The organism is Kordiimonas sp., from assembly GCF_965216265.1.
In the GTDB taxonomy this organism is placed as follows: Bacteria; Pseudomonadota; Alphaproteobacteria; order Sphingomonadales; family Kordiimonadaceae; genus Kordiimonas.
This window is the reverse complement of record NZ_OZ244153.1, coordinates 1,231,025-1,249,750: the sequence shown is the minus strand read 5'-3', so window position 1 is coordinate 1,249,750 and position 18,726 is coordinate 1,231,025. Positions and strand designations below refer to the sequence as shown.

Annotated in this window: 18 protein-coding genes; 10 read left to right on the top strand and 8 right to left on the bottom strand. The window is 54.1% G+C overall.

Annotation, left to right across the window (positions count from 1 at the left end; translation table 11 throughout):
* The first annotated feature begins 46 nt into the window (after positions 1–46).
* The 7 genes from sucC (at position 47) to ACOOGA_RS05770 (ending at position 9,302) form a co-directional block, all read left to right on the top strand.
* Entirely contained in the window at positions 47–1,216 is a 1,170-nt protein-coding gene (gene sucC / locus ACOOGA_RS05800; protein WP_417462524.1) for an ADP-forming succinate--CoA ligase subunit beta, read from the top strand.
* Positions 1,216–2,091 (top strand): succinate--CoA ligase subunit alpha, encoded by an 876-nt coding sequence (sucD, locus tag ACOOGA_RS05795; protein ID WP_420429918.1) that lies wholly within the window; start codon positions 1,216–1,218, stop codon positions 2,089–2,091. The genes sucC and sucD overlap by 1 nt, the downstream gene beginning before the upstream one ends.
* 46 nt (positions 2,092–2,137) lie before the next feature.
* Positions 2,138–5,044 (top strand): 2-oxoglutarate dehydrogenase E1 component, encoded by a 2,907-nt coding sequence (locus tag ACOOGA_RS05790; RefSeq protein ID WP_420430621.1) that lies wholly within the window; start codon positions 2,138–2,140, stop codon positions 5,042–5,044.
* 22 nt (positions 5,045–5,066) lie between these two features.
* Positions 5,067–6,323 (top strand): 2-oxoglutarate dehydrogenase complex dihydrolipoyllysine-residue succinyltransferase, encoded by a 1,257-nt coding sequence (odhB, locus tag ACOOGA_RS05785; RefSeq protein ID WP_420429917.1) that lies wholly within the window; start codon positions 5,067–5,069, stop codon positions 6,321–6,323.
* Positions 6,324–6,399: 76 nt separating this feature from the next.
* Positions 6,400–7,806, top strand: a complete 1,407-nt coding sequence (lpdA, locus tag ACOOGA_RS05780; protein ID WP_420429916.1) for a dihydrolipoyl dehydrogenase — start codon at positions 6,400–6,402, stop codon at positions 7,804–7,806.
* Between the two features lie 205 nt (positions 7,807–8,011).
* Complete coding sequence (locus ACOOGA_RS05775; protein WP_420429915.1) at positions 8,012–8,521, top strand: response regulator; 510 nt, start codon at positions 8,012–8,014, stop codon at positions 8,519–8,521.
* A 244-nt stretch (positions 8,522–8,765) separates the two neighbouring features.
* Positions 8,766–9,302, top strand: a complete 537-nt coding sequence (locus tag ACOOGA_RS05770; protein WP_417462530.1) for a hypothetical protein — start codon at positions 8,766–8,768, stop codon at positions 9,300–9,302.
* A gap of 8 nt (positions 9,303–9,310) precedes the next feature.
* Here the strand turns inward: ACOOGA_RS05770 and ACOOGA_RS05765 are convergent, their stop codons facing one another.
* The 3 genes from ACOOGA_RS05765 to ACOOGA_RS05755 are packed head-to-tail and all read right to left on the bottom strand — an operon-like array spanning position 9,311 to position 11,287.
* The gene (locus tag ACOOGA_RS05765) at positions 9,311–9,613 is read right to left on the bottom strand and encodes a hypothetical protein (protein ID WP_420429914.1); all 303 of its coding nucleotides are present in this window, start codon (positions 9,611–9,613) and stop codon (positions 9,311–9,313) included.
* A 52-nt stretch (positions 9,614–9,665) separates the two neighbouring features.
* Positions 9,666–10,619, bottom strand: coding sequence for a tyrosine recombinase XerC (locus tag ACOOGA_RS05760; protein WP_420429913.1), 954 nt, complete (start codon positions 10,617–10,619; stop codon positions 9,666–9,668).
* Between the two features lie 14 nt (positions 10,620–10,633).
* Positions 10,634–11,287: a COQ9 family protein gene (locus tag ACOOGA_RS05755; RefSeq protein WP_420429912.1), complete on the bottom strand. Its 654-nt coding sequence runs from the start codon at positions 11,285–11,287 to the stop codon at positions 10,634–10,636.
* A 307-nt stretch (positions 11,288–11,594) separates the two neighbouring features.
* Between ACOOGA_RS05755 and rpsU the strand changes: the two genes are divergently transcribed.
* Positions 11,595–11,813 (top strand): 30S ribosomal protein S21, encoded by a 219-nt coding sequence (gene rpsU / locus ACOOGA_RS05750; protein WP_020401352.1) that lies wholly within the window; start codon positions 11,595–11,597, stop codon positions 11,811–11,813.
* Between the two features lie 119 nt (positions 11,814–11,932).
* On the opposite strand, the gene ACOOGA_RS05745 is transcribed toward rpsU, so the two are convergent.
* Positions 11,933–12,229 carry a hypothetical protein gene (locus ACOOGA_RS05745; protein ID WP_417462534.1) on the bottom strand — a complete coding sequence of 99 codons (297 nt, stop codon included), beginning with the start codon at positions 12,227–12,229 and terminating at the stop codon, positions 11,933–11,935.
* A 220-nt stretch (positions 12,230–12,449) separates the two neighbouring features.
* On the opposite strand from ACOOGA_RS05745, the gene ACOOGA_RS05740 reads away from it, so the two are divergent.
* Together ACOOGA_RS05740 and ACOOGA_RS05735 are read left to right on the top strand one after the other, a co-directional pair.
* On the top strand, positions 12,450–12,626 hold the full coding sequence (locus ACOOGA_RS05740) for a hypothetical protein (RefSeq protein WP_420429911.1): 177 nt from the start codon (positions 12,450–12,452) through the stop codon (positions 12,624–12,626).
* Between the two features lies 1 nt (position 12,627).
* A complete protein-coding gene (locus ACOOGA_RS05735; protein ID WP_420429910.1) occupies positions 12,628–13,095 on the top strand; it encodes a hypothetical protein in 468 nt (155 codons plus the stop codon).
* A gap of 77 nt (positions 13,096–13,172) precedes the next feature.
* Here ACOOGA_RS05735 and ACOOGA_RS05730 read toward each other — a convergent pair whose 3' ends face one another.
* Genes ACOOGA_RS05730 through ACOOGA_RS05715 form a run of 4 tightly spaced genes read right to left on the bottom strand, consistent with a single transcriptional unit; the run spans position 13,173 to position 18,641 of the window.
* On the bottom strand, positions 13,173–14,681 hold the full coding sequence (locus ACOOGA_RS05730) for an aldehyde dehydrogenase family protein (protein WP_420430619.1): 1,509 nt from the start codon (positions 14,679–14,681) through the stop codon (positions 13,173–13,175).
* Between the two features lie 36 nt (positions 14,682–14,717).
* Positions 14,718–16,379 carry a thiamine pyrophosphate-binding protein gene (locus tag ACOOGA_RS05725; RefSeq protein ID WP_420429909.1) on the bottom strand — a complete coding sequence of 554 codons (1,662 nt, stop codon included), beginning with the start codon at positions 16,377–16,379 and terminating at the stop codon, positions 14,718–14,720.
* A 10-nt stretch (positions 16,380–16,389) separates the two neighbouring features.
* Entirely contained in the window at positions 16,390–17,556 is a 1,167-nt protein-coding gene (locus ACOOGA_RS05720; protein ID WP_420429908.1) for a saccharopine dehydrogenase family protein, read from the bottom strand.
* Complete coding sequence (locus tag ACOOGA_RS05715; protein ID WP_420429907.1) at positions 17,556–18,641, bottom strand: saccharopine dehydrogenase; 1,086 nt, start codon at positions 18,639–18,641, stop codon at positions 17,556–17,558. The genes ACOOGA_RS05720 and ACOOGA_RS05715 overlap by 1 nt, the downstream gene beginning before the upstream one ends.
* Positions 18,642–18,726: the final 85 nt, after the last annotated feature.

Sequence of the window (18,726 nt, the reverse complement as noted above, 5' to 3'; positions counted from 1 at the left end):
GGACTTGGAACTTTCCAAATCTGGAACTCAAGGAGTTGGATAGCAGATGAATATCCATGAATATCAGGCGAAGGGCCTTTTGAAAAAATACGGCGCGCCAGTACTTGAAGGCGGCGTTGCCTACACGGCGGCGGAAGCTGTTGACGAAGCGAAAAAGCTGGGTGGCCCGGTATGGGTTGTAAAAGCGCAAATTCACGCTGGTGGCCGCGGTAAAGCGGGCGGCGTGAAGGTTGTTAAATCGCTCGACGACGTTGAAGCTGTTGCAAAAGAGCTTATCGGCAAAACGCTCGTAACGCACCAGACCGGCCCAGAGGGCAAAGAGGTTAAGCGCGTTTACGTTGAAGACGGTTGCCGCATTAAAAGCGAATTTTACCTCTCCATGCTGCTCGACCGCGCAAGCGGCAAGCTTGCGATTATGGCGTCTACAGAAGGCGGCATGGACATCGAGGAAGTGGCAGAAAATACACCTGAGAAAATCGTAACCATCACGATTGACCCGGTAACTGGCCTGCAGCCGTACCACTGCCGCAAGGTGGCCTTTGGCCTTAACCTTGAAGGCGGGGCCGCGAAAGAGTGCCAGAAGGTTGTTGCATCGCTTTACAAGGCATACACAGACCTTGACGCTGCGCTTCTTGAGATCAACCCGCTTGTGCTGACTGAAGACGACAAGATGATCGTGCTTGACGCCAAGATGTCGTTTGACGGCAACGCGCTGTTCCGCCATGCGGACGTGCGTGAGCTGCGCGACGAAAGCGAAGAAGATCCAAAAGAAATCGAAGCATCCAAATACGACCTCAACTACATCAGCCTCGACGGTTCCATCGGCTGCATGGTGAACGGCGCTGGCCTTGCCATGGCGACCATGGACATTATCAAGCTGAAAGGCGGCGAGCCTGCCAACTTTTTGGATGTGGGTGGTGGTGCTACAAAGGAGCGTGTGACCGAAGCGTTCAAGATCATCCTGTCAGATGATAACGTTGAAGGCATTCTTGTGAATATCTTCGGCGGGATCATGCGCTGCGATGTGATCGCTGAAGGCGTTGTGGCGGCAGCTCGTGAAGTTGCGCTCAGCGTTCCCCTTGTGGTCCGCCTTGAAGGTACGAACGTAGAACTTGGCAAACAGATCATGGCTGATAGTGGCCTGCCGATCATTACTGCCGACGATTTGAATGACGCGGCTGAGAAAGTTGTTAAAGCCGTGAAGGAGGCAGCGTAATGTCCGTTCTCGTAGGAAAAAATACCAAGGTTATCTGCCAGGGCTTCACCGGCGCGCAGGGTACCTTCCACTCTGAGCAGGCAATTGCATACGGCACGCAAATGGTTGGTGGTGTTACACCGGGTAAAGGCGGGCAGAAGCACCTTGACCTGCCGGTTTTCAACACGGTTGGTGAAGCGAAAGACCGCACTGGCTGCAACGCTTCCGTGATCTATGTGCCGCCTCCGTTCGCGGCAGATTCGATTCTTGAAGCGATCGATGCTGAGATCGAGCTCGTAGTATGTATCACTGAGGGTATTCCGGTTCTCGATATGGTGCGAGTGAAGCGCGCGCTCAAGAACTCAAAAACCCGCCTTGTTGGTCCAAACTGTCCGGGTGTGATTACACCGGGCCAGTGCAAGATCGGCATTATGCCGGGCCACATTCACAAGCCAGGCAACGTGGGCATTGTTTCACGGTCCGGTACATTGACCTATGAAGCTGTTGCTCAAACAACGGCAGCAGGCCTTGGTCAAAGCACCTGTATCGGTATTGGTGGTGACCCGGTAAACGGCACCAATTTTATCGACTGTCTGGATATGTTCCTAGGGGATGAAGATACACACTCGATCATTATGATTGGTGAAATCGGCGGCTCCGCGGAAGAGGAAGCAGCTGAGTTTCTGAAGCACAGCAAAGTTAAAAAGCCTGTTGCTGGCTTTATTGCTGGCCGTACAGCCCCTCCAGGCCGTACGATGGGCCACGCTGGTGCTATTGTGTCCGGTGGTCAGGGTGGTGCTGAAGACAAGATCGAAGCGATGAAGTCCGCTGGTATTATTGTTTCAGATAGTCCCGCAGCGCTTGGTACAACGCTTCTTAAAGCAATCAACGGTTAATCCGCCAAAAGAGGGGCGCGGTGAAAAACGCCGCGCCGATTTGCCCATGGGTGCAGATATGGACCGCATCGCCGCACTGGAAGGTGTTAGCCCCCAGTTTGTTGAAACTCTGTATGCCAAATATTCCAAAGACCCGAGCTCTGTTGATCAGGGATGGGCGGAATATTTTGAGGAACTGGAAGCTGGCGTTGCCAAGTCCGGCCCAAGTTGGGCCCGGTCAGACTGGCCGCTTCGCCCCGATGATGATCTGACAACAGGCCTTGATGGTTCTGACATGTTCATTGAGGGTGACGCGCCAGCAAAGTCTGCTGGTGCTGCCGTCAGTCAGGCAGATGTTCGCGCCGCAACCATCGACAGCATCCGTGCATTGATGATGGTGCGCACCTTCCGGGTACGTGGCCACCTGATGGCCAATCTGGACCCGCTTGGGCTCGAAGAGCGCCCCGTAAACCCGGAACTGAAACCAGAGACCTATGGCTTCAGCTCAGGTGATATGGACCGCAAGATTTTCATGGATGGGGTGCTGGGCCTAGAGACCGCAAGCATTCGTGAAATCATTGATATCCTGAAGCGGACTTATTGCGCCAATATTGGCGTTGAGTTCATGCATATTAACGACCCTGAAGAGAAGGCGTGGATTCAGCGTCAGATCGAAGGTCGTGACAAGGAAATCCAGTTTACTGATCGTGGCAAGATCGCGATCCTCAATAAGTTGATCGAATCGGTTCAGTTCGAGCGCTTTCTTGGCCGTAAATATACCGGCACCAAACGTTTTGGTCTTGATGGCGGTGAAGCCATGGTGCCAGCGCTTGAGGCCGTGATGAAAACCGGTGGCCAGTATGGCCTCGATGAAATCGTGATCGGAATGCCGCACCGTGGGCGCCTCAATGTGCTCGCGAACGTGATGCAAAAGCCTTACCGCGCGATCTTCAACGAATTCCACGGCGGTTCTTTCAAGCCTGACGATGTGCAGGGTTCAGGTGATGTGAAATATCATCTTGGCACCAGTGCTGACCGTGAGTTTGACGGCAATAAAGTGCACCTGTCGCTGAACGCAAACCCATCACACCTTGAAGCCGTTAACCCGGTCGTGATTGGGAAAACGCGTGCGAAGCAGGAACAGAAAAAAGATACACAGCGGAACACCACGCTTTCGCTTCTGCTGCACGGTGACGCAGCGTTTGCGGGTCAGGGCATCGTGGCTGAGTGTTTCGGCATGTCGGGTCTTCGTGGCTACAACACCGGCGGTACTGTGCACTTCATCGTAAACAACCAGATCGGTTTCACGACAAGCCCACAGTTCGCGCGCTCAAGCCCATACCCAAGTGACGTGGCTAAAATGGTGCAGGCACCCATCTTCCACGTGAACGGCGATGATCCTGAGGCCGTGACTTACGCCGCAAAAATCGCGACAGAGTTTCGTCAGACCTTCCGCCGCGATGTGGTGATCGACATGATCTGTTATCGCCGCTTCGGCCATAACGAATCTGACGAGCCAGCATTTACGCAACCGCTGATGTACGCCGCAATCAAAAACCACCCGAGTGTGGTGAAGATTTATGCTGACCGGTTGATCTCGGAAGGTGTGCTCTCCGCTGAGAAGTTTGAGCAGATGGAAAACGAGTTCATCAGCTATCTGGAGGATGAGTTCGAATCCGCCCGCGAATACCGCGTGAACAAAGCTGACTGGTTTGAAGGCAAGTGGGAAGGCCTTGGCCTCGCTGATGCCGACCATGAGAAACGCCGTGCCGAAACCGGCGTGGCTGAGATCATGCTGCGCGAAGTGGGTGAGATTATCACCACGGTGCCCGAGAAATTCAATATTCACCGTACGCTCAAGCGGGTGCTTGAGAACAAACACCAGATGTTTGAAAACGGTGCAGGTTTTGACTGGGCAACCGCTGAGGCGCTGGCGTTTGGTACGCTGCTTCGTGAAGGCTACGGCGTTCGCTTGTCAGGGCAAGACTGTGGCCGCGGCACGTTCAGCCAACGCCATGCTGTGTTTGTGGACCAGAAAACTGAAGACCGTTATGTGCCGCTGCAGTCTGTTAATCAGGACGCGCAGTTCACGGTGCTGGACAGCCACCTGTCTGAGTTTGGGGTTCTTGGTTTCGAGTATGGCTACTCGATGGCGGAACCAAACTCGCTGACATTATGGGAAGCCCAGTTTGGTGACTTTGCCAACGGTGCACAGATCATCATTGACCAGTTCATCTGCTCGGCTGAAGCCAAGTGGCTTCGCATGTCGGGCCTCGTGCTGTTGTTGCCACACGGTTATGAAGGCCAGGGGCCTGAACACTCTTCGGCGCGTCTTGAGCGCTACCTGCAGCTTTCTGCCGAAGACAACTGGCAAGTGGTGAACTGCACAACACCTGCGAACTATTTCCATGTTCTCAGACGCCAGATGCACCGGAGCTTCCGCAAGCCCCTTGTGATCATGACGCCGAAGTCGCTTCTCAGGCACAAACGCTGTGTATCCAACCTCGCGGACTTTGGCCCAGGCTCACAGTTCCACCGTGTGTTGTGGGATTCGGCTGAGACAGAGGGCGAAGATTCGATCAAGCTCAAGAGCGACGACAAGATCAAGCGCGTCGTTCTTTGTTCGGGCAAGGTTTATTATGACCTTCTCGATGAGCGTGACCGCCGCGAGCAGGACGATACCTATCTCCTGCGTGTTGAACAGCTTTATCCGTTCCCGGAACGGGCGATCAAGACCGAGCTTCAGCGCTTCAAAAACGCCCAAGCCGTCGTATGGTGTCAAGAAGAGCCACGCAACATGGGCGCATGGAGCAGTATCCATGAGCCGCTTGAAGGTGTCCTTGTTGACCTGGAAATGAAATGCGCAAGACCAGCTTATGCCGGTCGTATCGCGAGCGCTTCTACAGCTACCGGCCTGGCTTCTCGCCATGCAGCTGAGCAGGAAGAGCTCGTTAATCAAGCACTGACGATTTAGAAGAAGGGTAGGAGCACACCCAATGGCAATCGAAGATATCGTAATCCCGCAGATGGGTGAATCGGTCGCGGAAGGCACCATCGGCACATGGCTGAAAAAGGTGGGCGACGCGGTCGCTGCGGATGAACCGATTGTAGAAGTTGAAACCGACAAGGTGGCGATGGAAGTGCCAAGCCCTGTGGCTGGCGTTTTGGTCGAGATCGTTGTTGAAGAAGGCGAAGACGTTGAGATTGGCGCGCTGATCGCAAAGGTCGACACTGAAGGCAAGGCAAGCGGTACGCCTGCCCCTGCGCCTAAAGCTGAGAAAGCGGAAACGCCTGCACCGGCCGCGAAGAAGGAAGAAGCTGCCAAGGAAGCTGCACCTGCGCCAGCGCCGGCGGCCTCATCCGGCGGCGGTGACCTAATGCCTATGTCTCCGGCTGTGCGCCGCTTGGTGGAAGACTATAATCTCGACCCTGCGTCTATCACAGGCACGGGTAAAGATGGCCGCCTCACCAAAGGGGACGTGCTGAAAGCGATTGAAAGCGGCAGTGCGCGCACCCTGTCTGCGCCTGCTGCGGCGACAGCTGCGCCGTCCGGCCCACGGGAAGAACGGGTGAAAATGACCCGGCTGCGCAAGCGTATTGCGGAACGCCTGAAAGACGCGCAAAACACAGCAGCGATGCTTACCACCTATAACGAGGTGGACATGTCTGCGGTGATGGCCGCGCGGAATAAATACAAAGACCTGTTCGCCAAGAAGCATAACATCAAGCTCGGCTTCATGAGCTTCTTCACGAAGGCCTGTTGCCTTGCGCTCAGGGAAATCCCAGCGGTGAACGCGCAGATTGATGGCGACGAGATCGTCTACCACAATTTCGCAAACATTGGCGTTGCGGTCTCAAGCCCGAACGGCCTTGTTGTACCTGTGCTCAAGGATGCGCAGGATATGTCCTTCGCGGATACAGAGCTTTCCATCGCCAACTATGGCCGCAAGGCGCGGGACGGCAAACTGACCGTTGATGATATGCAAGGCGGTACGTTCACGATCTCCAACGGCGGCATTTTCGGCTCGCTGATGTCCAGCCCGATCCTCAATCCGCCGCAGTCGGGTATTCTTGGCATGCACAAGATTCAGGAACGCCCGGTTGCCATCAACGGCCAGATCGTTATCCGCCCGATGATGTATCTAGCGCTGTCTTACGATCACCGTGTCATTGATGGCCGCGAAGCCGTGACCTTCCTGGTGCGTGTGAAAGAAGCGCTTGAAGACCCAACACGTCTTCTGCTCGACATGTAGGGCCGAACTTAGACCTAAAGATATCTACATGGGTGGGCCAATGTCCCACCCATCTGTGTAAAAAAAGGGACAAAAGATGTCTGACACTTTCGACGTTGTTGTAATTGGCGCAGGCCCTGGCGGGTATGTTGCTGCCATTCGTGCCGCACAGCTCGGCCTCAAGACAGCATGTATCGACAAACGTGACACGCTCGGCGGTACATGCCTGAACGTGGGCTGTATGCCGTCAAAAGCGCTTCTCAATGCCTCACACCTCTATCATGAAGCAGCACACGACCTTGGGAAATTTGGCATCACCACCAAGGGTGTGTCTTTTGATCTCAAGGAAATGATGGGCGCGAAAGACAAGATCGTTGATGGCCTTACGGGCGGCATTGAGTTCCTTTTCAAGAAACACAAAATTACTTGGGTCAAAGGCGCTGCGCGACTGACCGGGAAAGACACCATTGAGGTAGACCTCAACGATGGGGGCAAACAAAAGCTCAAGGCAAAAAACACCATCATTGCCACGGGCAGTGACGTTGCCAGCTTGCCGGGTGTTGAAATTGACGAGAAAACAATCGTGTCCTCCACGGGTGCGCTGAGTCTGCCAAAAGTACCCAAGCATCTTGTGGTTATTGGTGGCGGCGTAATCGGACTTGAACTTGGCTCTGTGTGGCAACGCTTGGGTTCCGAGGTCACCGTTGTTGAGTTTATGGATCAGGTCCTGCCAGGCATGGACGCTGAGGTTCGCAAAACATTTGGCCGTGTGCTCAAGAAACAGGGCATGAAGCTTAATCTTTCCAGCAAAGTTACATCGGTTGAAAAAGCCAAGTCTGGTGTAAAGATCACCTTCGAGCCGGTTAAAGGCGGGGACGCCAAGACCATAGAGGCTGATGTGGTGCTGGTGTCCGTTGGCCGCCGTCCTTATACGGCGGGCCTCGGCCTTGAAACTGCTGGTGTTGAGCTTGACGACCGCTCCCGCATCAAGGTTGGCCATGATTTCTCAACCAACGTGCCTGGTATCTGGGCCATTGGTGATGTGATTGAAGGGCCGATGCTGGCGCACAAGGCGGAAGATGAAGGCGTTGCGTGTGCGGAGTATATAGCGGGCCTTACAGGTTATGTGAACCATGACGTTATTCCGGGCGTAGTGTACACTCATCCGGAGGTGGCTGCCGTTGGCAAAACGGAAGAAGAGCTTAAAGAAGCAGGCGTTGCCTATAATTCCGGTAAATATCCGTTCACGGCTAACAGCCGTGCAAAAGCCAACCTGCAAACCGAAGGCTTTGTCAAAATCCTCGCAGACAAGGAAACAGACAGGGTGCTTGGCGTACACATCATTGGCGCAGACGCGGGTAATATGATTGCACAAGCGGCAACGGCGATGGAGTTCGGCGCAAGCGCAGAAGACATCGCACTGACCTGCCACGCACACCCAACGGAAACTGAGGCTGTGAAAGAAGCAGCGCTCGCGGTACACAACCGCACGATTCATATGTAATCTGTCAGGCTTGCCTGATGAAAGTGAAGCCTCGGCGGAAAAGCCGGGGCTTTTCTTTGCATTATATAAAATTTTATATGTCTTTTGACAGCACACCTCAGTGTGCCGTATCAGAACTTTGTTGCATTTAGCTAAAATTGGACCGATCAGGCAGATCGAGAGGGTCCTTGTTCAGGCGTGAATAACTGCTGTTGGGGACAGTTTCATGCAAACTAAACTTGATTATGGGGCGATGAATGCACTTGTCGCCCTTTCCAATGCCCAGCTTGGGCGAACAATTTGGCATTTCCTGAGAGAGCAGGGCATTGGCGGGGGGCGCCTTGTCACAAGCGCAAGGGATGCTGTCGCGCGCATGGAACAGGCGCGTTTTTCCCTCTTCTTTGTGGACTATGAGTTGCCCGAATTTGGTGGGGTGGACTTCATCAAATTTATCCGCATGTGTAATGGGCCCGTGGCCGAAGCCTTTGTGGTGATGGTTATTCCAACACCAGACAAACAAAAGGTTGTTTCTGCCCGTGATGCCGGGGCACATGAAATTCTCGGTCTGCCGCTTACCGCCAAGCTGCTGCACTCCCGCATGAACCACATGATCGGCAACCCTAAACCCTTCATTCGCGCGCCGTCCTATATTGGCCCATGCAGGCGACGGGAGGTGGTGAAAATTCACCACGGTGTGGAACGCCGCAGTAGCCCCCGTCCACGGCGCAGCGCTTGATTTCGCCTCTTGCTTTGCGCAAAAGTTTTCTACAATCGTTGAATAATTTGCCGCTGATTGGCGATTATTTATCGTGTAACGATAGAAAATAATACTAATAGTAAAGCTGAAATGGCTTCATATCTAATCTTTTGACCTAACTCAAAAAACAGAATATCTGTGTGTCTGGGAGACATGAGCGGTATGGGGATGCCGCTTTGGGTTTGGGCCTTCGGGGTCCGTGTTAACGCTCGGGGGAGCAAAATTGATACAGTTTAGTGGTGTTGATTATAGGGCCATGCATGTGCTGGTGGCCCTATCCAACAAACAGTTGGGCGAAACTCTCTGGCACTATTTGAAAGATTCTGGCGTAGGCATGGTGCAGCTGGTGAGCACACCAAAGGAAGCTGTGCGCCGGATGCAGGATTTTACGTTCACGCACTTCTTTATCGACTTTGACTTTGGCGACCACGGTGGTGTGGACTTTGCCAAGTTTATTCGTATGTGCGATGGGGCGGTTTCAGAAGCAGCCGTGGTGATGATCATGCCAACACCAAGTGCGCAGAAGGTCTTTCAGGCGCGAGATGGCGGTGTAAACGAGATCCTCGGTTTACCGCTGACTGCGAAGCAGATGGATGCCCGCCTCAGACACCTTGATAAAAACCCAAAACCTTTTGTTCGGGCCTCGACCTATCTCGGGCCCTGCAGGCGGCGTGAGGTGATGAAGGTGTATCATGGGCAAGAAAGGCGGCGCGGTTCTGCTGCGAAACTGCCACAGCGGGCGGCCTACGCTCAAGTCTGAGATGTCGGCTAATGCCCACTGAATAGCTGGCTTGCAGCTATCATGGTCATGACCATGAAAATAAACGGCATGTAAGCTAGCTTTGGCAAGCCTGAGTGTCCACGCATAGCGCGCAGATATACCAGCGTTGCCCGCGAGCTGAAAAGCGCGGTCGCCAGCCCCATCATGCCGGTGCCGAGCACAAGCACAGAATCGCCCTCAAAGGCAGGCCATATCATATATGCGGCCAAAATGAGCATCGCGCTCAGTAGCGTGATGGAGGCGTAAAGCGCGGTGAGCGCCCAGCCACGGAAGCGATCTATTTTATGCACTGTAGGTAAGGTCACGTAGGCGGGTCCACTATTTGTGTTTTGGCGTTGCACCTCAGGTGCGTCTGAACGCCTTATCATACACATCAAGAAGCCGGGCGCTATCGACTTCCGTATATATCTGTGTGGCCTTGAGGTCAGCGTGGCCCAGTAGTTCCTGGATCGTTCTGAGATCGCCGCCGCGAGACAACAGATGGGTCGCAAAACTGTGGCGCAGGGCATGCGGTGTGGCGCTTTCAGGCAAGCCCAGGAGCGCCCGAACTTTCTGCATCGTTGCTTGCACGGTGCGGGGGTTTAGTCGTGCGCCCCTTTTTCCTACAAAAAGCGGCCCATCTGGCTTGAGAACATACGGGCATAGCGCTTTATAGGTTTCGATGGCGTCTTTGACAGCGGGCAGCACTGGCACCACGCGTTCTTTCTCGCGCTTACCAATGATCCGCATGGTCTCTCCGCTCGGTACCTGATCCATATTGATTGAAAGCGCTTCGGCGATCCGCAGGCCGCAACCATATAGCAGCGCGATGATGGCTGTATCGCGGGCGGCAATCCAGTCGTCATCCGCAAGTTCCCCAATGGTTTCCATCACTGCGCGGGCGCTGTCTTCTGTGAGGGGGCGGGGCACACGGTGCGGCAGTTTGGGCCCCTGAATGGCTTTGATAGCGTCGTTCTCGATACCTTCACTGCGCGCAATGAAGCGGTAGAAGTTGCGTACGGTTGACAGGGCGCGGGCGGTAGAGCGCGCTGATGCACCCTCACCGCGCTTTGCCGCAAGATATGAGCGGAAGTCGCGCACAGACTGTGTGGCGAGCATTGAGGCGGTAACTGCACCACCATGATGCTTGCTCAGGAACTGAATAAAGCCGGAAAAATCGCGGCCATAAGCATCAAGTGTGTGGTTGGAAGCGCGGCGTTCGGTTTTCAGGTATCGCTGCCATTTCATAACAAGCTCTGCGGCATCACTTGCGAGGTGCGGTAGCAGATCGCTACTGGAGAGAGGCGCTGTGGCCATGGCGCAAATGCTTTCTAGGTGCCAGGGTAGCGCAGGCGCCCAAGAAAGCGCGATAGGGACGGCGCGTTCGCGCACGCTTCGCGCATTTTGAACTTGGCTTTTTCAAAACTCATGACATTCTCAATGCGGCGGTCGAGGAACGCCCAAGTATCTGCAAAATCGTCCGATTCGTCATTAAGCCAGTAAAGCAGTGTAGAACTGTAAACCGCGAGAAGTGAAGCACGTTTTGTGTACCAGTTGTGGTCCGTTGAAGTGTCGCCACAGGCACGCCAGATAACATCGGCCGTTCGCCAGCCAGCTTTCATACCTGCAGCCATGTTTTGCGGCAAAGCATGTAACGACACACCGCGCCGCACGGCTTCGCGGTGTTTGGCTGCCTGTTCAAAGCGCGTACGAACGGCAATAGTAATTCTGTCCCTGATCCGCATGGCGGGCAGGTCAAGTGCTTCAAGGGCTATACGAAGGTCTTCATCGGCGCGCTCAAGATGAGCGGCCAGGACTTCCATTGCGCCCCCCGGATATGCAAGCTCAGCCATTGCGGTAGATACACCAAGGTCGTCCGCCGCGTGTTTAAGCGCTGTCGTGCTCCAGCCATCAAACGGCACGTGCTCAAGCATGGCGTCTAACAAGGGGGCGCGAAGTTCCAGTGGTGTTTTGTCATCAGTCATTGAAAATCCAGATCGAAGCAGATGATTACGTCATAGGCCAAACGGCTTTTGAAGCTTTGGGTATTTTTAGCATATATGCGAATTGCGGGCGAGGGGCATAGTGCCGCATTCTGGCAATTCACGCAAAACCGTGGTACAAAGGGTGCATGTGAAACCTCGAATGTAGCGCTCACCTTGGGCTGCAGAGGCTTCTTATGTGGAAATGACTTGTGTGCGTGATGGTGCTCTGCTATAGGCCTCTTGCCCTATGGTGCGACCCCGATGTCCCGCATCATAAATTTTGGCTTTAGAAAGGAAGGTGTAACCCATGGAGGTTACCGTTCGGGATAATAATGTGGATCAGGCTCTTCGTGCTCTGAAGAAAAAACTTCAGCGTGAAGGCGTGTATCGCGAAATGAAAATGCGTCGGTTCTACGAGAAGCCATCTGAAAAGAAGGCTCGTGAACAGGCTGCTGCCGTTCGCCGTGCTCGTAAGCTTGAGCGCAAGCGCCTTGAGCGCGATGGTCTGGTAGTAAAAGGTCGTTAATTCAACCTTTATCAGAACCAAAGAATTCAAAACCTCTCGTGGCTTCTGCTGCGGGAGGTTTTTTCTTGGCCGCGCATATCTGGCTGGACCTGAGGACGTGAACGCTGGGCTTGCTGGGTTCAGTCCGGCTGGGGCATGGGTAAACGAAGCAAGGAGGTCGGCTCGCCTCGGTCTTCCGTACATTTTAGGTAATAACGATTATACGGGCTGCGGGCGATAACGAGTTTTCCTTGACGGCCTTCCTGGATCGGAACCAGAAATTCAAACCGGCCACACCTTAAGCCCTCAATCGCGTCCTCCAGCGGAATTTGCCACTGTGAGCCATCATAGGCCTCGCCACAAAGATGGGTAACAATCTCAAAAGCATTGCGGCTTTCGCATTTCCGAACCGCGGTGACTTCGTAGGTGCTCGGCATCGAACATACTCTCAAAAGGGTTTGGCTTCAGCGCGGTGCCGAAGGGTGCCTGAGACGTGATGATTGCCTGAACTGCTACCCTAGCAGGGGAGCATTTCCATTCTATTACGAACCTCCGAAAATTTAGGGAAAAGTTTAAAAGTATGATCACCTAACCTTGTAGAAATGAATTCAATAGTGCATCGTTTTCACGAAAAATAAATCTTAAGGGAGTTTCTTGATGTCCAGCGAAAAAAAATCAGGAAATACAGGGGGCTTTGCAAAGCGTGAGCACTTGGTAGAGGCTGCACCCACCAAACATCTAACAACCCATGGTAAATCAAATGATGTTAGACAATCCACCAGTCGAACTGCATCGGTTCCCACTCAGCACCTGAAGACCAAAAAAGGTAAGTAAGGTGAGTTGGGATATAGCAGCCAACATTGCTACAGTTTTTGGTATCCCCTTTGCCATAGTGGGTTTGGGTTTCACCGCATACGGAATATTTCAACAGCGAAAATCTAGCGATGTTGCTTCGATTCTTGAGTTAAACCGCGATATTGACAGTGCCTGGGAGCGTTATAGGGGGGCAGAAGCTGGCAAAGATGAGTTCGAGTTTGGTCAGATTTTGGTCTTGTATGAGACCATGTGTTATCTGTTCAATAAAGGGTTGGTGGGCCGATCCGTCATTGAACTTCTTAAAACTCACATAATTGAGGTTATTGCCTATTTTACTCAGGACGAGACTGCTATGTCTCTGATGGTAAAATCAATTTCCGGGCGCAACACATTTAGTGAAATCAACAAATTTATTGATAATCACTTCGAGGACTATTCCTTCCAGCTCAAAGGGCTTAAGGACGCCAGAGATAAACAAAAAGGGTGATCAACATTAGATCACCCTTCGAGTTTCTTTAGGCCATTGTAGTTATATCAGGCCCGCTTGAACGGGCCCTTTCGGCTTTACAGTTCGAACTTGATGCCCTGCGCAAGTGGCAGCTCGCGGGAGTAGTTCACCGTTGATGTCTGACGGCGCATATAGGCGCGCCATGCGTCTGATCCGCTCTCGCGGCCACCACCGGTTTCTTTTTCACCACCAAAGGCCCCACCAATCTCTGCGCCCGAGGTGCCGATGTTCACGTTGGCAATGCCAGTGTCGGAACCCGCTGCAGAGATAAAGGTTTCAGCTTCCCGCACGTCTGTGGTGAAGATCGCAGATGACAGACCTTGGGGCACACCGTTCTGCATGGCCATGGCATCGTCGAAGTTTTTATACTTCACGATGTAGAGGATCGGCGCGAAGGTCTCTTCGCACATGCTGGCGGTCTGCTCTGGCAGTTCCACGATGGCCGGGTTGACGTAATAGGCGTTTGCATAGTCATCAACAAGCGTGCGGCCGCCACCGGTGACAGTACCGCCTTCTGCTTTTGCTGCTTCCAGTGCGCGCTCCATGCCCTCAAATGATGCCTTGTCGATCAGTGGTCCAACAAGCGTGCCAGCTTTGAGCGGATCACCAATACGGATGCTTGAGTAAGCCTGCTTCAGCTTTGGCACCAGCGTGTCATACACATCTTCGTGCACGATCAGGCGGCGGGTTGAGGTACAGCGCTGGCCTGCTGTACCAACAGAACCGAACACGATGCCCGGGAGGGCCATTTCAAGGTCAGCGCTTGGCGCCACGATGATGGCGTTATTGCCGCCAAGCTCAAGGATACATTTGCCGAAGCGTTCCGCTACACGGGGGCCAACTTCACGGCCCATGCGGGTGGAGCCTGTGGCAGAGATCAGCGGCACGCGCTTGTCGTCTACCATGCGTTCGCCAATATCCCGCATGCCAATGAGTACAGAGGAAAGCCCTTTCGGTGCGTCATCACCAAACTTCTCAATCGCGCGTTCCAGAATTTTCTGGCATGCAAGCGCGGTCATGGGGGTCTTCTCTGACGGTTTCCAGATGATCGGGTCACCGCACGCAAGCGCGAGTGCCGAGTTCCAGGCCCACACCGCTACAGGGAAGTTGAACGCCGAGATGATGCCCACAGGGCCCAGTGGCTGCCAATATTCCCGCATGTGGTGGCCTGGGCGCTCACTGGCGATTGTCAGGCCATAAAGCTGGCGGGAAACACCAACCGCGAAGTCACAGATGTCGATCATCTCCTGGACTTCGCCTTTGCCTTCTTCATAGATCTTGCCGCATTCAGCGCTCACCAGCGCACCCAGCGGGTCTTTGTATTTGCGCAGCTCTTCACCCAGCAGGCGGACAAGCTCGCCCCGGCGTGGTGCCGGTACGGTGCGCCAGGCCTTGAAGGCTTCTGCCGCATCAGCGATCTTCTGGTCCACCGTCTCTTTGGTGTCCATTTTCACTTTGCCCATCAGGCCGCCGTCGATCGGTGAATAAACATCCAGATCGCCATTTTCAAAAGCGGATGGGTTGATATCCAGTTCTTTCAGGATGTCAGCAACACGTGCCTGCATCATATATCTCCTTGGGTATTGGGTTTATTTCTATCGTTATCTGTTTCGCAGCCCGGACAAGGTCGCCGTGGGGGCAATCGCTTCCGGATCAACGGTGATTTCAATGAGTGCTGGTTTGCCGCTGGCCTGCGCAGCCTCAAGGACCGGTGCAAAAGCTTCCGTGCTCTCAACCCGCGCGGCAAACGCACCAAAGCTTTCGGCTAACGCCACGAAGTCCGGGTTGGTCAACTCGGTGGCTGATACACGCGTGGGGTAGTCCCGTTCCTGATGCATGCGGATAGTGCCATACATGCTGTTATTGAACACGAGGAAGATGACATTGGCACTATAGCGTGCGGCCGTCGCCAGTTCCATCACGCTCATCATGAAGCAGCCGTCGCCCGCGCACGCCACCACGGTACGCTCAGGGTGCACGATCTTGGCAGCAATAGCTGCGGGTACGCCGTAACCCATGGCGCCGGATGTGGGCGCCAATTGGCTTGGGAAAGCCCGGTAGCGATAAAACCGGTGCAGCCATGAGGCATAGTTGCCAGCGCCGTTGCAGAAGATGCTGTCATCGGGCAATGCCTCACGCATGTGTTTATAGAGCGATGCAAGCTGCACCCCCCCCGGATTATCTGTGGGTGTGTTCCATGCCTCATAGTCTGCGCGGCCAGCTTTTGTGCTTTCCGCCCACTTGTCCGCGCCCTCAAGCTTCATGGTTGCCAAAAGGGGCGCGATGGTCTGTGGACTCGCGTTAATGCCAAGCGTGGGGTGATAAACCCGGCCTAGCTCTTCCGCGCCCTGATGCATATGAATAAGGGTTTGTTTCGGAACCGGAACAGAAAGGCGCTCGTAGCCGCCCGTGGTCATTTCACCAAGCCGGGGGCCAAGCACAAGAAGCACATCTGCATCCTGCATGCGTTTGATCAGTTTTGGGTTGGCGCCAATGCCCATGTCACCCACATAATTGCTGTGGTTGTTGTTGAACCGATCCTGACAACGGAAGGACACGGTAACGGGCAGATGGTTGTTCTCTGCGAATGTCTCAATCAGTTTTACCGCGTCAGGTGTCCAACCACTGCCGCCCAGCATAACAAGTGGCCGTTCAGCACCTTCAAGCAGACGTTTGAGCTCTGCCATATCAGCCGCGCCCGGATGCGCAAGCGCCGGGGTGTATGGGGTTTGTTCCTGAGGTGTACAAAGCTCACGCAGCATATCTTCCGGCAGCGCGAGTGCTACAGGCCCCGGTCTGCCGGATGTCGCGACCCGGTAAGCCCGACCGACATATTCCGCAATGCGCGAGGCGTCGTTAATCTCTGCGGTCCATTTGGTGACCTCCGAGAGGAAACGCCGGTAGTCGATCTCCTGAAACGCTTCGCGCTCCACCTGATCCGCTGCCACTTGACCAATGAACATGATCATCGGTGTGCTGTCCTGAAATGCGGTATGTAGCCCGATGGAAGCATGTGTGGCGCCCGGCCCACGGGTGACAAAACAAATGCCGGGCTTGCCAGTCAACTTGCCGTAAGCTTCCGCCATATTGGCCGCGCTGGCTTCATGGCGACAGGTGATGAAACGGAAACTATCAGTGGCGTCATGAAAGGCATCAAGTGCTGCAAGGTAACTCTCGCCCGGAACCCCAAAAGCGGTATCCGAACCGTTCACCAGAAGTGCCTCGACCAGTGCCTGGCCGCCTGTGATTTTTGACTTTGACACTTATGTCACCTCAAAGCTTGATATTTTCAGCGCGGATATTCAGGCCCGCATCTTTCAGCCCGCGCAGCCAGTGTTTGGCCACACCCGAGTCTGTCAGCGCGGCATGAACGCCGGGTGCAAATGTACCGCGTAAAACGGCCTTCACCGCCTCAGCAACAGTGAACGAAACCGTACGTGCCATAGCGGTCTGCCATCCGCTGCCAACCTCGTCAAGCGCAAGAGAGGCAGACCAGATATCCTGACCATCTTTATCGCGTGCGTTCAGGGCCACATAAAGCACAACACGGTCTTTTTCACCTTCTGCGTAGCTGTGATTACGCGAAAGCTGCTCAGAAAGTGCCTTCAGGCTGCTGATATCTGCGGTTTCAACCTGCGTGAAAATATCAGCCCATGCGTCTTTCCAGCCTGCAAGCCGCAGGGTACCACGTACAAAGGTCTGCAGGTTTTCCTCACCGTCAAGGCCGTATTCCTCAATATAGGGAATGCTGTTGCGATTGGGGTAAACCTCAAACGTTTCCCCACCCACATCAAGCTCGGAGACAGCATGCCATACCTTGTCGGTTACTTTCTCCGCACCGTTTTCAATGCAGCGGGCCGGGTTGGTAAGGGCCTTCAATACGCCAAAAGGCGTCCATGAAAACTTGTAGGTAAAGTCAGTTTTCTCCGCAGGTACACCGCCGCAGTGCGAGACGAAGTCGATTTCATGGCCTTTGCCCAGAACGTCTGCCTCGCGCGCTGCACCAATAAGGACATGGGCGAACAGATGGTCGATACCCGGGTCGAGCCCCACTTCGTTTACGAACGCGAGCCCTTTTGCCTTCGCCTGGGCGTCAAGCGCAGCCATTGGTGCATCCACATAGCTTGATGTTACCAGATGTGTGCCCGCTTCAAGCGCAATCTCAGCCACCACCACATGGAGTGCAGCGGGTAGCATGGAGACGATAACATCGCCTGTGTTGATCCGTTCCTTGAAGGCTCTGACAGATACATCATCGCTTAAATCCAGCGTGCCGATATCAAGTGTCTTGTCGCCCGGTACCTGGCTTTGCAGCATTTTAGCACGGGTATCTGCCATATCCCATACGGTGACATTGCCGAGTTCCGCGGCGAGGGCGACAAGCCCGGGCCCTGATGCAAGGCCTGCCCCAATCCAGTGAATGTGTTTTCCTTCAGCCATTATGCTACCTCGCTTTTTGTCATGGTGTCACAGGCATGCTGATAGGATGCGTTACAGTTAACCCAAACCGGGTCCTGTGCGCGGTCTCTGAGCGATTTTAGATAAGGCAGCATCATGGTGGCGAACTCTATACTTGCTTCTGTTGGCAATAAAGACGGCAAATTATCAACCGCGATCAAATCCACGCGACCTTCATGGCTTTTCGCGGCAATTGCAGGCGTTTTCCAGCAAGTCGGCGCACTGTATAGCGGCAGCGGATTATAGTCGCTGAACGGATCGCAGGACACATCTGAGATAACCTTGAGGCGGCTGTCTGCCTTGATGTGGTGCGGTGCCAGAAACGGCGGTATTTGGCCCGTGACATAAGCACAATTGATCAGGAGATCGTGGCCCAGGATGGCTTCGCGGTCGACATCTTTGGTCTCTGCTCTGCCCCATTTTGTTACCTCTACGCCGTGGCGCTCAAGGATTTTGATGGCGCCAGAACCGCTGCGCCCACCGGCGCCGATGACAAGCGCTGTGGGCTTTTCACCAGCCATTGCACGGCTTGAGATAAGATGGTCCAGCGCTTTTGCGCTTTCGTGGGGCATAAGCCCTTCATTGATGTAAGACGGGCGGCCGACCTTCTGGTCATGCCATTGCAGCAGGGCAAGGGCGGCCCCCATATAACCAGCCCAGAATCCAAAAGCAGCAACCCGGCGACCATCGTCGCCCTTCATATATTCGATATCGAGAAGCGAGCCGCCACCCCGCATGAAACGGGTTAGCAGGCTTTGCCAGCCACTTTGCTTTTTGAAGGCATGGGCGAAATAGATATGGGTGTGTTCAAGCGCGCGCGGCGCAGCGGGTAGCTCTTTCAACCCGAGGATAACCGCGTCTGTCGGCGCCTGTTCCCAGGCGCCTGGCTCCGCCATGGTGCAACCGGCGTTTTCATAGAGCGCATTTTTAAAGATTCGTTTGTCTGATTTTTCAACAACGACATCAATACCAGCGGCCATCAACTCCTTTGCACCTTCCGGTAAAAGAGGTGTACGGCGCTCGGTCATGCGGGCTTCATCACGAAGCCAGATTGTCAGCTTTTTCATCCCATTACTCACTTACATTACTCCGTCCCTACGACGACTCTAATCGTGAAAGTGATGGCAATGAATAGCGATATGGTATATTTAT

What these genes read in the sequence shown, in the direction of transcription:
- sucC (WP_417462524.1), top strand. Translation starts at nt 47, where the DNA reads ATGAATATCCATGAATATCAGGCGAAGGGCCTTTTGAAAAAATACGGC.
- sucD (WP_420429918.1), top strand. Translation starts at nt 1,216, where the DNA reads ATGTCCGTTCTCGTAGGAAAAAATACCAAGGTTATCTGCCAGGGCTTC.
- ACOOGA_RS05790 (WP_420430621.1), top strand. Translation starts at nt 2,138, where the DNA reads ATGGGTGCAGATATGGACCGCATCGCCGCACTGGAAGGTGTTAGCCCC.
- odhB (WP_420429917.1), top strand. Translation starts at nt 5,067, where the DNA reads ATGGCAATCGAAGATATCGTAATCCCGCAGATGGGTGAATCGGTCGCG.
- lpdA (WP_420429916.1), top strand. Translation starts at nt 6,400, where the DNA reads ATGTCTGACACTTTCGACGTTGTTGTAATTGGCGCAGGCCCTGGCGGG.
- ACOOGA_RS05775 (WP_420429915.1), top strand. Translation starts at nt 8,012, where the DNA reads ATGCAAACTAAACTTGATTATGGGGCGATGAATGCACTTGTCGCCCTT.
- ACOOGA_RS05760 (WP_420429913.1), bottom strand. Translation starts at nt 10,619, where the DNA reads ATGGCCACAGCGCCTCTCTCCAGTAGCGATCTGCTACCGCACCTCGCA.
- ACOOGA_RS05755 (WP_420429912.1), bottom strand. Translation starts at nt 11,287, where the DNA reads ATGACTGATGACAAAACACCACTGGAACTTCGCGCCCCCTTGTTAGAC.
- rpsU (WP_020401352.1), top strand. Translation starts at nt 11,595, where the DNA reads ATGGAGGTTACCGTTCGGGATAATAATGTGGATCAGGCTCTTCGTGCT.
- ACOOGA_RS05745 (WP_417462534.1), bottom strand. Translation starts at nt 12,229, where the DNA reads ATGCCGAGCACCTACGAAGTCACCGCGGTTCGGAAATGCGAAAGCCGC.
- ACOOGA_RS05740 (WP_420429911.1), top strand. Translation starts at nt 12,450, where the DNA reads ATGTCCAGCGAAAAAAAATCAGGAAATACAGGGGGCTTTGCAAAGCGT.
- ACOOGA_RS05730 (WP_420430619.1), bottom strand. Translation starts at nt 14,681, where the DNA reads ATGCAGGCACGTGTTGCTGACATCCTGAAAGAACTGGATATCAACCCA.
- ACOOGA_RS05720 (WP_420429908.1), bottom strand. Translation starts at nt 17,556, where the DNA reads ATGGCTGAAGGAAAACACATTCACTGGATTGGGGCAGGCCTTGCATCA.
- ACOOGA_RS05715 (WP_420429907.1), bottom strand. Translation starts at nt 18,641, where the DNA reads ATGAAAAAGCTGACAATCTGGCTTCGTGATGAAGCCCGCATGACCGAG.